Source organism: Halovulum sp. GXIMD14794 (assembly GCF_054457455.1).
In genome coordinates this window covers 85,601-99,603 of record NZ_JBTLNF010000002.1, presented here as the reverse complement: position 1 = coordinate 99,603, position 14,003 = coordinate 85,601, and the positions used below count along the sequence as shown (strand labels likewise).

At 64.9% G+C, this 14,003-nt stretch carries 13 protein-coding genes; 9 read left to right on the top strand and 4 right to left on the bottom strand.

From position 1 onward, the window contains the following. Positions 1-108 precede the first annotated feature (108 nt). A complete protein-coding gene (locus ACW9UR_RS01070; RefSeq protein WP_458915043.1) occupies positions 109-1,452 on the top strand; it encodes a glycosyltransferase family 87 protein in 1,344 nt (447 codons plus the stop codon). On the opposite strand, the gene ACW9UR_RS01065 is transcribed toward ACW9UR_RS01070, so the two are convergent. After that, a complete protein-coding gene (locus ACW9UR_RS01065; RefSeq protein ID WP_458915042.1) occupies positions 1,428-2,084 on the bottom strand; it encodes a CPBP family intramembrane glutamic endopeptidase in 657 nt (218 codons plus the stop codon). The genes ACW9UR_RS01070 and ACW9UR_RS01065 overlap by 25 nt on opposite strands. 132 nt (positions 2,085-2,216) lie before the next feature. Between ACW9UR_RS01065 and ACW9UR_RS01060 the strand changes: the two genes are divergently transcribed. From ACW9UR_RS01060 to ACW9UR_RS01045, 4 genes are all read left to right on the top strand, one after another. Beyond that, positions 2,217-3,473 (top strand): class I SAM-dependent methyltransferase, encoded by a 1,257-nt coding sequence (locus tag ACW9UR_RS01060; RefSeq protein ID WP_458915041.1) that lies wholly within the window; start codon positions 2,217-2,219, stop codon positions 3,471-3,473. 460 nt (positions 3,474-3,933) lie between these two features. Continuing rightward, entirely contained in the window at positions 3,934-5,580 is a 1,647-nt protein-coding gene (locus ACW9UR_RS01055) for a Tad domain-containing protein (protein ID WP_458915040.1), read from the top strand. Between the two features lie 11 nt (positions 5,581-5,591). Continuing rightward, positions 5,592-6,119: a TadE/TadG family type IV pilus assembly protein gene (locus ACW9UR_RS01050; RefSeq protein WP_458915039.1), complete on the top strand. Its 528-nt coding sequence runs from the start codon at positions 5,592-5,594 to the stop codon at positions 6,117-6,119. A 12-nt stretch (positions 6,120-6,131) separates the two neighbouring features. Continuing rightward, complete coding sequence (locus tag ACW9UR_RS01045; protein WP_458915038.1) at positions 6,132-6,872, top strand: TadE/TadG family type IV pilus assembly protein; 741 nt, start codon at positions 6,132-6,134, stop codon at positions 6,870-6,872. 6 nt (positions 6,873-6,878) lie between these two features. Here the strand turns inward: ACW9UR_RS01045 and ACW9UR_RS01040 are convergent, their stop codons facing one another. Further along, on the bottom strand, positions 6,879-7,208 hold the full coding sequence (locus ACW9UR_RS01040) for a GIY-YIG nuclease family protein (protein ID WP_458915037.1): 330 nt from the start codon (positions 7,206-7,208) through the stop codon (positions 6,879-6,881). Between the two features lie 95 nt (positions 7,209-7,303). On the opposite strand from ACW9UR_RS01040, the gene ACW9UR_RS01035 reads away from it, so the two are divergent. Both ACW9UR_RS01035 and ACW9UR_RS01030 read left to right on the top strand, forming a co-directional pair. Next, positions 7,304-7,858 carry a DUF2239 family protein gene (locus ACW9UR_RS01035; protein ID WP_458915036.1) on the top strand — a complete coding sequence of 185 codons (555 nt, stop codon included), beginning with the start codon at positions 7,304-7,306 and terminating at the stop codon, positions 7,856-7,858. Beyond that, entirely contained in the window at positions 7,855-8,283 is a 429-nt protein-coding gene (locus ACW9UR_RS01030; protein ID WP_458915035.1) for a hypothetical protein, read from the top strand. Before ACW9UR_RS01035 ends, ACW9UR_RS01030 begins: the two co-directional genes overlap by 4 nt. Here ACW9UR_RS01030 and ACW9UR_RS01025 read toward each other — a convergent pair. Next, a complete protein-coding gene (locus ACW9UR_RS01025; protein ID WP_458915034.1) occupies positions 8,256-8,573 on the bottom strand; it encodes a c-type cytochrome in 318 nt (105 codons plus the stop codon). The two genes, ACW9UR_RS01030 and ACW9UR_RS01025, sit on opposite strands and share 28 nt — an antisense overlap. A 156-nt stretch (positions 8,574-8,729) precedes the next feature. On the opposite strand from ACW9UR_RS01025, the gene carB reads away from it, so the two are divergent. Then, positions 8,730-12,080 carry a carbamoyl-phosphate synthase large subunit gene (carB, locus tag ACW9UR_RS01020; protein ID WP_458915033.1) on the top strand — a complete coding sequence of 1,117 codons (3,351 nt, stop codon included), beginning with the start codon at positions 8,730-8,732 and terminating at the stop codon, positions 12,078-12,080. A 26-nt stretch (positions 12,081-12,106) separates the two neighbouring features. Here carB and ACW9UR_RS01015 read toward each other — a convergent pair whose 3' ends face one another. Beyond that, on the bottom strand, positions 12,107-12,988 hold the full coding sequence (locus tag ACW9UR_RS01015; protein ID WP_458915032.1) for a BRCT domain-containing protein: 882 nt from the start codon (positions 12,986-12,988) through the stop codon (positions 12,107-12,109). 261 nt (positions 12,989-13,249) lie between these two features. Between ACW9UR_RS01015 and ACW9UR_RS01010 the strand changes: the two genes are divergently transcribed. Continuing rightward, positions 13,250-13,990, top strand: a complete 741-nt coding sequence (locus ACW9UR_RS01010; RefSeq protein WP_458915031.1) for a DUF2726 domain-containing protein — start codon at positions 13,250-13,252, stop codon at positions 13,988-13,990. Positions 13,991-14,003: the final 13 nt, after the last annotated feature.

Here is a 14,003-nt window from a genome sequence, read left to right as displayed (position 1 = left end):
CGCCGGTGGGTACACCGCCTTGCGCCCCGATTGTCAAGCGCCGTGGGGCCCCGGGTTGGGGACATCCGGTAGGGACGCTTGAGGAAGCGGGAGGCCAAGGACTAACGCTTGGCGACGCTTCCATTAATACCGGGTCCTCAATGCGATGAGGAATTGCACGCGAGCGAAGGGCAAGGCTACATGGTGCGTACAAAAATGACCCCTGCTCTGAACATTTCTCAACCCCGCATCGACCTGGCCCTCTGCCTAGGCCTGTCCGCAGCCTTTGGCTTATGGATACAGTTGACCTACGGCGGGCGCATCTCGCCCGATTTGGCTTCCCTGTACATAGCCGGACGGTCGGTCGATAGCGGGCAATGGGCGGACGTCTACTGGCAAGGTACTGGCGGAGCATCAGATGGGTGGCGCGCTGAAAAGCAAGCCTCGGGGATCGACGTACATGCCCACACGTTCCTCTATCCGCCAATATGGCCGTGGCTGATATCACCCCTCGCCAAAATGCTCTCCCCGGTCGGTTTCGCGCAGCTGTTTCTGGGACTGAACACTGTCGCGCACCTTGGCTGTGCTCTGGTTGCATGGAAGCTGTTCGACCGGCCGCCCCCACTCTGGCCGTGGATCGCCTGCGCGATCTTGGTTGTACCGCTGACCGTGATTGGTGGCTCGGCGTTCTTCTACAATCAGCCGCAACCGCTCTTGAGCTTTGCCATCCTGTTGGGATTGGAGCGGGCGACAGCGGGTCGACCACACGTCGCGGCGGTGTTGTTTGCGCTTGCTGCGTCTGTGAAGGTTTACCCTGCACTTTTCGCAGTGATCTTTGTTATGCGCGGACAATGGACCGCGCTAGGTACCGCGGTTCTGATCGGGGCGGCACTTCTTGGCGCTAGCCTCGCCGTCGGCGGAACGGAAGCGAACCTGGCATTCTTGGCACTTCTGGGCGATTTGCAGAGCAAGATTTCCATCGCGATGAACAACCTGGGGCTCCCCGGTGTGCTCGCCCATCTTCAAGCAATCATGACAGGCGAGGCGCTGCCGAGAGCAAACTTCATACCTGGACGCGGCTGGATCCGTACAATGGATCTGGCCATGCTCGCCGGCGGTTTGGCGCTGCTTGCGCGCCTGTCGCGCAGGCAGCCCCCGGAATGGTGGCGGCAAGGTGGCGTTCCTGCGCTCTTCATAATGGTATCCTTGGCGATGCCGCTGGCCTGGACCCACTACTTCACGCCAGCATTGTGCCTGCTACCCGGACTGTTCTTGCTGCTCCCCAGAAAGACTGCAACGCTCGTTGCAGTCCTCGTACTGGCCGCGCATTCAACCAACTTTTTCGCCGGCATCGCAAAGCCGGCCTCGAACCCGGGCATCTATCCTCTGGTGGGCTTTCTCACTCTGACGCTATTGGCGGTCGTCTTCGCCCTTTCCGCAAGACGAGATCAGCGGCCGACCGCGCCCGAATAGAACAGGATGCCGAGCCCGCTGGTGAACAGGATCTGCCCCGCGACCGCGTGCAGCAGCAGCGCCGCGCCGAAACTGCCGCGCACCGCGTAGAGCCAGCCGAAGATCCAGCCGCCCGCAAAAGTCATCCCCAGCACCACCGGGTGCGCGTACATCAGGTGCGCCACCGAGAACAGCAGCGCGTTCGCCCAGACGGCGATGTGCACCGACGGAAACAGACTGCCATAGCGGCGGAAGAAGAGCGGGCGGAACAGCAGCTCCTGCGGGAGCGCCGAGAGCAGCGGGTAGAGCGCGAGGATCATCAGCCAGAGCCCGGTGTTCTGCCGCGGCAGGAAGAACAGCATGTGCGGAAACAACACCAGCGTTCCGATCACGCCCGCCGCAGCGGTCAGTGCCAGAGCCAGCGCGACGGGCCGCCAGGGCACCGGGCCGCGCTTCAGCTCATGCCAGGAAAACCCGGGCGTGCGGTGGAGCAGCAATATGCCCACCGCGGTCATCACGCCCAGCACAGAGAACATCGCCGTCGGCGGCAGCAGGAAGGCAAGCGCCAGCGGGACGCCGACGAACAGCGCCGCGAACTCCACCGCCAGCCGCACCCGGCGCCATCGCGGCGCCGCCATTTCAACCGTCGTCATCGCCGCCCTCGCACCGCCTGCCACGCCTGTCGGCAGGATAACGCGGCCCGCGCGCCACACCAGCCCCCGAACGGGTTGCCATGCCGCAGGCAAGCCCCGATAACAGGCGCGCCCGAGCAAGGAGCCGCGCCGATGGAAACCACCCTTCACCGCCTATTCTCGTCGCTGCTGCGCGAGGGACGTCTCGAAGTCGCCTACCCGTCAGGGCGCCGCGAAACCTATGGCGAGGGGCCTCTGGTCAGCGCCGTGCGCTTCACCGACCGCCGCGCGATGGCGCAGGTCGCGCACGACCCCCAGCTCGGCGTCGGCGAGATGTACATGGACGGCCGGCTGATCGTCGAACACGGCACGATCTACGACTTCATTTCACTGACCAAACGCAACGCCTCGCCGCGGGCGCTGACCGCCGGGGCCGTCGGGCACCACCTGTGGCGAAGCGCCGGGGCCTCGGTCCGCCGCCGCGCGGGCCTTTCGGCGGCACGGCGCAACATCGCGCATCACTACGACCTCGACGAGCGGCTGTTCCGGCTCTTCCTCGACCCGGACATGAACTACTCCTGCGCCTATTTCGAGCATGACGGCCAGGACCTGGCCTCGGCGCAGTTGGCCAAGCAGCGGCATATCGCCGGCAAGCTGCTGACCTCACCGGGCGAGCGCAGCATCGACCTCGGCTCGGGCTGGGGCGGCATGGGGCTCTACCTGGCCGAGGTGTGCGAGCAGATCGTCACCGGCGTCACCCTCAGCCAGGAGCAGGCCCGCGTCGCCCGCGACCGGGCGCGCAGCCGCAATGCCAACGCCACCTACCTGATCCAGGACTACCGCCACGCGCGCGGGCACTACGACCACGTCGTCTCGATCGGCGCGCTCGAGCATATCGGCCTGCCGCAGATGCAGACCTTCTTCGACAAGGTGGCGGAGCTGCTGGACAAGAAGGGCACCGCGCTGATCCATTCCATGGGCCGCACCAAGCCCGCGCTCTACTCGCAGCCCTTCGGCGAGAAATACATCTTCCCCGGCGGCTACATCCCCGCGCTCTCCGAGGTGATCCCCGCCGCCGAGCGCGCCGGCCTGCTGGTCAAGGACGTCGAGATCCTGCCCCTGCACTACGCCGAGACCTGCCGCATCTGGCGCGAGAACTTCCTCGCCAACCGCGAGGCGGTGCTGGAACTTTACGACGAGCGCTTCCTGCGGATGTGGGAGATCTACCTCGCCGCCTCCGAGGCCAGCTTCCGGCACGACCGGATCTTCGTCTTCCACCTGCTGCTGGCCCGGCACCAGGATCGGATCCCGATCCGCCGCGGGTGGCTGGAGCCCGAGAAGGAGCGGCTGCTGGAGCGCGAGGCCACCCGTGCCCAGATCTCGCCACAACCGGTTGCAAGCGCCGCCTGACACCGGTTGCGCGGGTGCGCCCGAGCGAATCGATTCGCCCGGGCGAGGGGAAAATCACCCGGATCGGGCAATACACCTGTGGTTTAGACCATATTTTTCTGGGCCAAATCGCAAACTTACCCGACGTGATGCGGTCAACCTGACGTAGCACATATGCCGCTTGCTGCACCCATATGTGCCCATAAACTCAGGGGATAGAGCAATATTTCGATTGAATTCAAAAAGCGTAATATCTGAATAGAATGCCGTAGAGCTCCACGCTCGAAGTTCTCGCGCCACATTCCTGCCTCAATTCGCTCGGATCGTTTCCGTCGACAGCAAGTCCATATGCATGGACGTGCCGGTCGGGGGGCCGCACGAGTATTGGGTATAACGTCATCTGGTAGCCACCGGCCGCCGCTTCTTTTGGGGTGCCGCAGTACAGCGCTGTCGGATGATGTCGGGGGATAGGGGTTCCGCCATGAAGAGCTATTGCAGTGCCCAAATCCGGGCATTTCGCGACGATGAGGAAGGTTCGATCATCGCCTTCGTCGTCGTGCTGTTCCTGTTGATGGTCGTGGCCTCGGGCATGGCCGTCGATTTCATGCGCCACGAGGCCGCCCGCGCCGACCTGCAGAACGCCCTCGACCGCGGCGTCCTGGCGGCGGCCGCATTGTCGCAAGAATACGTCGAAGAGAAGATCGCCGCGGACCCTAACCTGACGAATGACGAGGACACGATCGACGAGCAATACGGATTGCTGGTCAAGTCTTACATGGCGTCGCGTAGCTTCCCCATCGTCCCCGAGATCGAAGTCGATGTGACCCAGACGTTCAACGGCAAGGAAATCGAGGCATCCGCCGAATACGAGATGAAGACTTTCTTCCTGCGGATCATGGGTCTGAGCAGGATGAAGGTGCCTGCGGTCGCCTCCGCCACTCAGGTTGCCCATGACATCGAGATTTCGCTCGTTCTCGATATCTCCGGCTCGATGTACGACAACACACTGCCCTACGTAGACGACAAAAATGACGACGACCCTTCAAATGACGAGGACGTCAACTGGCAGCGCATCACGATCCTGAAGCGGGAAGCCAAGCGGTTCGTTAATCAGATGATCGATGCGGACCCGTCACCCGACAAATCGAAAACCAGCGTTTCGCTTGTTCCTTACTCCCATCAGGTATCTCTCAGCCCGGCAATGGCCGCACACTATCGGACGTTCAATTCTGAGCTGAACCCGGATGCGCATGATCGCAGCTATTGCATCGATTTCGAGCCCGAGGATTTCAACGACACCTTGATCTCACCGACAACCGTCTATGACCAGACGCGGCACTTCAAGGTCTACACCAAGCTAGGCAAGACGATCTACGGCTGCTCGACAAGCGAGAACGCTATTCTGCCCGCCTCCAATGACAAGACGGCCATTGGCGAGGCCATCGACGGGCTTACCAACGAGAACTGGACGGCGGTCTACCAAGGCATGAAGTGGGGCGTGAGTATGCTCGATCCGGGCACACGTCCGGTGTTTGCGGCGATGGCGAGCAGCAATCAGGTACCTGCCGAGTTTGCGAACTTGCCTCGCGACTGGAGTTCATCGGGCTCGTCAAATCTCATCAAGGTCGTGGTGCTGATTTCTGACGGCGCGAATACGCTCCAGTATCGCGTGGGGGACCCTTGGTACGACGACAAGCCCCCTGAGGGCGTTAACAAGCTCGACTGGTGGGCAACCAACCAGGGATCAAAGAACGATGCTGCATGCGATGCCTCTGGTTCGAGCAACACGAAGCCCGTCTGGTCTGCCCACAACGGTCAGTACAGCGGTGGCGCTCCCAGATGTCCCAACGGGATCGGCGATTTCACCAGCTACCGTAATCCCTTGACCAAGAACAACAGTGGCCAACAGATCAGCCTCGCCGATGCGAGGCTCTACGAGATCTGCCGCGAGGCGAAGGAGAAGAATGTCCGCATCTACACGATCGGCTTTGCGGCGGAATCACGGGCTCGACGCGCCCTGACCGAGTGCGCAAGCCCCGGCTACGACTTCACCGCCGGCGGCACGGATCTGCGTTCCGTGTTCAAGCTTATCGAAGCCGATATCAAGAATCTCAAGCTGATCAACTGAGGCGCACCGGGATGCTGAAACACCTCCGCCGCTTCTTCCGGGACCGCAAGGGCGCCGCCACGGTCGAATTCGTGATCATCTTCCCGGCGGTCATCGCGATCGTCTTCTCGGTGATCGAGTCCGGCTTCCTGATGACCCGTTACATGCTCCTCGACCGCGGCGTGGACCTCGCCGTGCGCGATCTGCGCCTCGGCCGGATCCCGCCCCCGGTCGACCATGACGCGATCCGGGCGCGGATCTGCGAATATGCTCGCCTGATCTCGGACTGCAACAACACACTGGTCGTAGAAACCGTGGCTGAGTTGAACGCACCGCCAGATTATCCTCACAACGACGCGAAATGCCACGACCGCAACGCCCCGGTCGCACCGGTCTACGAGGCCACTAACGGCGGTCGCGGCGACATCATGTACCTGCGCGCCTGCGCGCTGGTGGACCCGATCATGCCCGGCCTCGGCCTCGGCCTGATGCTGCCCAAGGACGACACCGGGGCGCACCGGATGATCACCTACACCGCCTTCATGAACGAACCGGTCTGAGGAGGCAGAACCATGAAACGCCTTCGCAAGATGCTCAGCTGGCACGACGAGGACGGCGCCGCATCGATCGAGTTCATCGTCACCTTCCCGCTGCTCTCGCTGTGGTTCGTCGGCAGTTTCGTCTGGTTCGACGCCTTCCGCTCCAACAGCCTGACGGCCAAGACCGCCTACACGCTGTCGGACATCTCGTCCCGCTGGGCCGCGGACGACGCCGATCCTTACGTCTACCTGCAGGACTTCGAGGACCTGTTCTCTGCCCACAAACGCCTGCTGCCGCCGCGGATCGAGGACGGCTGGATGCGCGTCTCGAGCATCTGCTACAACGGCACCGAGAACCGTGTGCTCTGGTCCTGGCTGGGCGACGACACCTACGCCGCCGCGATGGCTGACCCGGACGACGACGACGAGCCTAGGCTGAACTACCTCACCGACGAGACGATCCCGAGCCACATCATCCCACCGATGTCCAAGAACGACAGCGTGATCCTGACCGAGGTCTACGCCACCTGGACGCCGCTGGCCGACTGGACCGGATTTGCGCAGACCGACTGGGCCAACCGGCTGGTCACGCGGCCCCGCTTCCGCACCGTGGTGCCGCTCGCACCCGGCGAGAACATCACCGGCTATCCCGACGCCCACGCGCTGATCTGCCCCGATGACAACGAGACAGGCGGTGCCGGCGGCGGAGGCGGTGGATCCGGGGATGGCGACGGCGACCCGGACCGCGTGCTCGACACCACGCCCGGCGGCTGATCCTCTCTAGAGCGGTGCGGCGCTCAACGCGTCGCACCAGTGCAACCGCCGCTCCTTCAACACCCGATCCCGCGCGACCGCGGGCACCTCTTCGTCCAGCACCTCCAGCCGCTCGACCGCGAACGCTCCGGCGCCCTCGCCCAAAAGCGCGGCGCGCACATCCGCGTTCGGGTGGCTTCCCATCTCCAGCGTGAACCGCAAGCGGTTCTCGACGGCGTCCAGATCCGGCGTCGCACCGACCCAGACCTCAGACCCGCAGCGCAGGGCATAGATCCCCGCCGGTCGTTTCCGTTCCTTCCAGGCGTCGACCGCCCGCTTCCGCTCGTCCTTGCGCATTCGTGTTCTCCTTCGGGGCTTGGATTAATATTACCCGGGCATAATTGACAAGCATTATTTCACCCGGGTAAAAGTCGCGAAGAACGGAGAATCCGATGACGCACGATCCCACCCTGCCTGCCACCGCCTTCGCCGGCATGACCCGTATTGCCTCCGGCCCGTTGGCCGAGGTGGCGGAAACCGTGGCGCTCAGCCGCCCCGAGGCGTTGCTGGTCTTCGACGACCGCACCGGCCGCGTGCTGGATCTCGACCTTCGCGGCACGCCCGAAGAGGTCCGCGCCCGGCTCGCCCCTCCCGAGGTCCCGCAGCCCAGGCGCACCCGCGGGCGCCCGAAACTGGGGGTCGTCGCGCGCGAGGTGACGCTGCTGCCCCGACACTGGGACTGGCTGGCCGCACAGCCCGGAGGCGCCTCGGCCAGCCTGCGCCGCCTCGTCGAACAGGCCCGCCGCAGCGATGACGGCCGTACCGACGCGCGGCGCGCGCAGGCCGCGGCCTACGGCTTCATGCAGGCGATCGCAGGCGACCTGCCCGAGTTCGAGGAAGCCTCCCGCGCGCTCTTCGCAGGCGATCTCGGCGGCCTTGCGGAGCGGATGCACAGCTGGCCCGAGGACATCCGCGCCCATGCCCTGAAACTCGCGCAATCCGGATGAGCCATCTCGCCCCGACCCAGGCCGCCGCCGTCGCGACGCTGGCCCGCGCCATTCCGGGCCCGGTCGTCATGCTCAATCTGCTGAGGTTCCGCGAAACAGCCGACTATGCGGAAACGCCCGAATTGGCCCCGGAACACCCGATTTCTGGCGCGCAGGCCTTCGACCGCTACATCGAGCACACCCTGCCGCACCTGCGCGCCAGCGGCGGTGAGCTGCTGTTCCTCGGCTCGGGCGGTCCCTGGCTGATCGGCCCGGAAGGTGAGCACTGGGACGCGGCGATGCTGGTCCGCCAGGCCTCCGTCGCCGCCTTCCTCGCCCATGCACGCAACGAGGCGCTCATGGCGGGCGCCGGCCACCGCACGGCGGCACTGCTCGACGCCCGGCTGCTGCCACTTGATCAGCTGCCCGACAGGCTTTCGATATAGGCGACCAGATCTTCCAGCTGCGCCTCGCTGGGGTCGATCTGCGGCATCGGCGGGTGCGGCGCGGCGATCCGGGCCCGCAATTCGCCGGGGGTAAGCTCCGCCGTCGCCATGCCGACGAAACTGGGCGCCGCGTCGCTGGCAACCTCCGCATCCGGACCGACCGCATGACAGGCCGAACACCAGGCTTCGGCCAGTGCCCGCCCGGCCTCCAAATCGGCGGCTGCCGCGCCGCCTGCCCCCGGAATCAGGGCCCCAAAGGTCAGAATCGCTACCGTCGCTGCCTGTCGCATGATGCCTCCGCTGTGCTGCCGTCAGATCCTCGCTGCCAGAATGCCCACGGACCTTGCGCCAGATCAACTCGGATGCGCCCCTGCCCCCTTGCTTCCAACGCGCCCTGCCCGTAAGTCACGGCGCAGTTTTGCGCGACGCTTGGAACGGGACCGGACATGCCGAAAAGAACCGATATCAGCTCCATCATGATCATCGGCGCAGGGCCCATCATCATCGGACAGGCCTGCGAGTTCGACTATTCCGGCGCTCAGGCGTGCAAGGCCCTCAAGGAAGAGGGCTACCGGGTGATCCTGGTCAACTCGAACCCGGCGACGATCATGACCGATCCGGCACTGGCCGATGCCACCTATATCGAGCCGATCACCCCGGAATTCGTCGCCAAGATCATCGAGAAAGAGCGCCCCGACGCGCTGCTGCCCACGATGGGCGGCCAGACCGGCCTCAACACCGCGCTGAAACTGGACGACCTTGGCATCCTTGAGAAATTCAATGTCGAGCTGATCGGCGCCAAGCGCGAGGCCATCGAGATGGCCGAGGACCGCAAGCTGTTCCGCGAGGCGATGGACCGCCTCGGCATCGAGAACCCGCGCGCCACGATCATCTCGGCCCCCAAGACCGAGGATGGCCGCTTCGACATCAACGAGGGCGTGCGCCGCGCCGTCGCCGCGCTCGACGAGGTCGGCCTGCCCGCGATCATCCGCCCCGCCTTCACGCTGGGCGGCACCGGTGGCGGTGTCGCCTACAACCGCGAGGATTACGAGCGGATCTGCCGCTCTGGCCTCGACGCCTCGCCTGTCGCGCAGATCCTCGTCGACGAATCGCTGCTCGGCTGGAAGGAATTCGAGATGGAGGTCGTCCGCGACAAGGCGGACAACGCGATCATCGTCTGCGCCATCGAGAACGTCGACCCGATGGGCGTGCACACCGGCGATTCGATCACCGTCGCCCCGGCGCTGACGCTGACCGACAAGGAATACCAGCTGATGCGCACGCACTCGATCAACGTGCTGCGCGAGATCGGCGTCGAAACCGGCGGCTCGAACGTGCAGTGGGCGGTGAACCCCGCCGACGGCCGCATGGTCGTGATCGAGATGAACCCGCGCGTCTCGCGATCTTCCGCGCTGGCGTCGAAGGCCACCGGCTTCCCGATCGCCAAGGTCGCAGCGAAACTGGCCGTCGGCTACACGCTCGACGAGCTCGACAACGACATCACCGGCGTCACGCCCGCGTCGTTCGAGCCGTCGATCGACTATGTCGTAACCAAGATCCCGCGCTTCGCGTTCGAGAAGTTCCCCGGCGCCGAGCCGAAGCTGACCACCGCGATGAAATCCGTGGGCGAGGCGATGGCCATCGGCCGCTCGATCCACGAATCCTTCCAGAAGGCGCTCGCCTCCATGGAGACGGGCCTCACCGGCTTCGACGAGATCGAGATCGAGGGCATGCCCCCCGCCGAGGCGCTGAAGCCCGATACCGACGCCGACGGCATGGCGATCACCACCGGACAGGACGCGACCGCGCAACAGGCGCTCGACAAGGCCGTGACCCGCGCGCTCGCGCTGCTGACCCCCGACCGGATCCGGATCATCGCCCAGGCCATGCGCCACGGTTTCTCGGACGTCGAGATCAACGAGATCACCCATTACGACCCCTGGTTCCTGGCCCGCATCCGCGAGATCGTCGCCGCCGAGGCCCGCATCCGCCGCGACGGCCTGCCGCTGAACGAGAAGGGCCTGCGCCAGCTCAAGATGATGGGCTTCACCGACGCGCGGCTCGCCAAGCTGACCGGCCGCGACGAGGACCAGGTCCGCCGCGCCCGCACCAACCTGGGCGTCCGGGCGGTGTTCAAGCGCATCGACACATGCGCCGCCGAGTTCGAGGCGCAAACGCCCTACATGTACTCCACCTACGAGGCCGACGCGCAGGGCTTCGTGGAATGCGAATCCCGCCCGACCGACGCGAAAAAGGTCGTCATCCTCGGCGGCGGCCCGAACCGCATCGGCCAGGGGATCGAATTCGACTACTGCTGCTGCCACGCCTGCTACGCGCTGACCGCGGCGGGCTACGAGACCATCATGGTCAACTGCAACCCCGAGACCGTGTCGACCGACTACGACACCTCGGACCGGCTCTACTTCGAGCCGCTGACGCTGGAGCACACGCTCGAGATCCTCGCCAAGGAAATGTCCGCCGGCACGCTCGCCGGGGTCATCGTCCAGTACGGCGGCCAGACGCCGCTGAAACTCGCGCGCGGGCTCGAGGCCGAGGGCATCCCGATCCTCGGCACCACGCCGGACGCCATCGACCTCGCCGAAGACCGCGAGCGCTTCCAGCAACTGCTGAACAAACTCGAACTGGCCCAGCCCCGCAACGCGTTGGCCCGCACCGACGCCGAGGCCCGCGCCCGCGCCGCCGAGATCGGCTACCCGCTGGTGATCCGCCCGTCCTACGTGCTGGGCGGCCGCGCGATGGAGATCGTCCGCGACCAGGACCACCTGGAACGCTACATCCGCGACGCGGTGGTGGTCTCGGGCGACAGCCCGGTGCTGCTCGACAGCTACCTCTCGGGCGCGGTCGAGGTCGACGTCGACGCGATCAGCGACGGCACCACCGTCCACGTCGCGGGCGTGATGGAACATATCGAGGAAGCCGGCGTGCACTCGGGCGACAGCGCCTGCTCTCTGCCGCCCTACTCGCTGGACGCGGCCACGGTCGAGGAACTCAAGCGCCAGGCCGAGGAACTGGCCCGCGGCCTCAACGTCGTCGGCCTGATGAACGTGCAGTTCGCGGTCAAGGACGGCCAGATCTACGTGATCGAGGTCAACCCGCGCGCCTCGCGCACCGTGCCCTTCGTCGCCAAGGCCACCGGCTCGCCCATCGCCGCCATCGCCGCCCGCGTGATGGCCGGAGAGCAGCTGTCGACCTTCCCGCTGGTCGATCCGGACCTGACCGGCAAGATCGCGGTGAAAGAGGCGGTGCTGCCCTTCGCCCGCTTCCCCGGCGTCGACACGCTGCTGGGCCCGGAAATGCGCTCCACCGGCGAGGTCATGGGCCTCGACACCACCTTCTCGGCGGCGTTCCTGAAATCCCAGCTCGGCGCCGGCAGCGACCTGCCGTCGAAAGGCACGGTGTTCGTCTCGATCAAGGACGCCGACAAGGGCCCGCTGATGGAAGAGGCCGCCAAGACCGTCGCCGAGCTCGGCTTCCACATCCTGGCGACCCGCGGCACCGCGAAATGGCTGACCTCGCTGGGGCTCGAGGCCGAGGTGATCAACAAGGTCTACGAGGGCCGCCCGGACATCGTGGACCGGCTGAAGGACGGCGGCGTGCAGCTGATCTTCAACACCACCGAGGGCGCCCAGGCCATCGAGGACAGCCGCGAAATCCGCGCCGTCGCGCTCTACGACAAGATCCCGTACTACACGACGGCCGCCGGCTCCCGCGCGGCAGCCCGGGCGATGAAGGACCGGGTCGAGGGTGGACTAGGGGTGATGGCGTTGCAGGGGTGAGGCTTAGGCCTCACCTCCACCCACATCTACCTTAAGAATTTTGCGATCTGCGCTTCTCGGTAGATCCGTGGCCTTTTACCTTCCCCACGCAGCTGTATCGCCTTCTCGATTTTGATCCCCATGGAAGCGTGCCGCCAATCACGGGCCGCCGTTTCACCGATAAGCAACATTTCCGTCTTGCGTGTCACAGATTTCCCGATGACAGCGCCGAGTTCCGCGAGTAGCGCTTCCACCCGGCGGCGTGGTCCGGCATCGAACTCGCCGGTAAGAACGGTGACCGGACCCATCTCGAATGTGTCGAGTGAGACATGTTCCAAATCTTCGATCACCGGCACGGCTCCGAAACTTGATAAACCCGTATCCGCATGAGAATCCCCGACCAACTTCGAAATCCAATGGCAAATCTCTCGTGACTCCTCGGGGTCGATGATTCCATCCTCGGCGGCTTCCCGGCAGACGTCACGAAGGACCCGAACCCGTGGGTCGTCGCTCAACTCGGATGCTTTATCCAATCGGGCCAACAGACCTTTTGCTTCCGCGAAATTGATCGCGCCGTCGCAAGCGACGCCAGCAAGATAGCCCAACGTTCGGTTCGAACTACTTCGCGCGCAGTTTGGATCAACCAACCTGCCTCGCACATCGACGATGCATTGTAGTAGCTCGATAGCCTCTGCTGGTCGATCCGAATAGGAAAGCCCGAGTTCGACCAAAATCTCCTGCGCATCTTCGTCATGAACGTTCTCTGCAAACCCAAGGCACTCAGCCACCAGTGGCTCAACTTCCGCTTCGTCCAACCGATTATTCGCAGCGATTCCTTCAAGAAACCCTAAAAAGTAGCACTGCTGTTTGCTTGCGTTCGATGCCGAGTGGATTCGGGCCAGCACCCGGTCGCCGGGTTGGATATCCATTTCTTCAATCTCCAAATTTCTAAATGCACTCATGTATTCAACGGGACAGCATAGCTTGGATATTGGCTGATGTATGGCAGACCTAGCCGCCAAACTGAATCACAAGCAACCGTAGTGCAGGCTTCCAGCCCACCATCCCACCGCCGCCCGGTGGACCAACGAACGCCCTCATTTCACCACAGCTTGCAGTCAGACTCGGCCCCAGGCGCGCGCAACCGCGAGGTGCGCCGCGAACCGTATTAACCCCAGGGTCCACATATTTTGAACTCCCCCCTCGACGCATTGATCACCGAGGTTCTGGGCATCCTCCAGAAGAACCCGATGCCCTTCTACATCCTTGCCGTGATGCTGGTGGCCTATCCCTTCCTGCGGTCGCTGGAACGGCGCCTCTCGGGGCCGCGCGGCACCAATCTCCGCGACCCGCGCACCCAGCTCAAGGCCGTGGGGCAGGTCGGTTTCCGCACGGTGCCCCTGCTCAACAAGACCGAAAGCGGCGTCTGGGCGATCCTCGAGGACGCGCTCGCGGATCACCCCGGCCTCAGCCTGATGGCCCAGATCTCGATGGGCGAGATCCTCGAGCCCGACCCTGCCACCGGCTCGGACGCGCAGCGCGATGCGGCCTTTCGCTCGATCAATTCCAAGCGCATCGACATGGGCGTGTTCGACCAGGACCACCGCCTGCGCGTCGCCATCGAGGTGCAGGGCTCGGGCCATTTCCTCGGCAACGCCGAGGCCCGCGACAAGGTCAAGCGCGAGGTCTTCTCCCGCGCCGGCGTGCCGCTGGTCGAGGTGTTCGAGCGCGACAAGCCCGCCGCGATCGTCGCCCGGCTGGAAGAGGCGCTGCGCCCGCCCAAACCGCCACGGTTCAGCCGGCCGGCTCGGCCCGTCCCCGGCCCCCGCGCCGAGCCGCCCCTGACCGCGAAGCCGCAGCCCCTGCGCGTCGTCGACGAGCCGCCGCTGACCGTTCGTCAGGCCCCTACACGGCAGCGTGAACGGCGCTGACGCCCCGGATCGG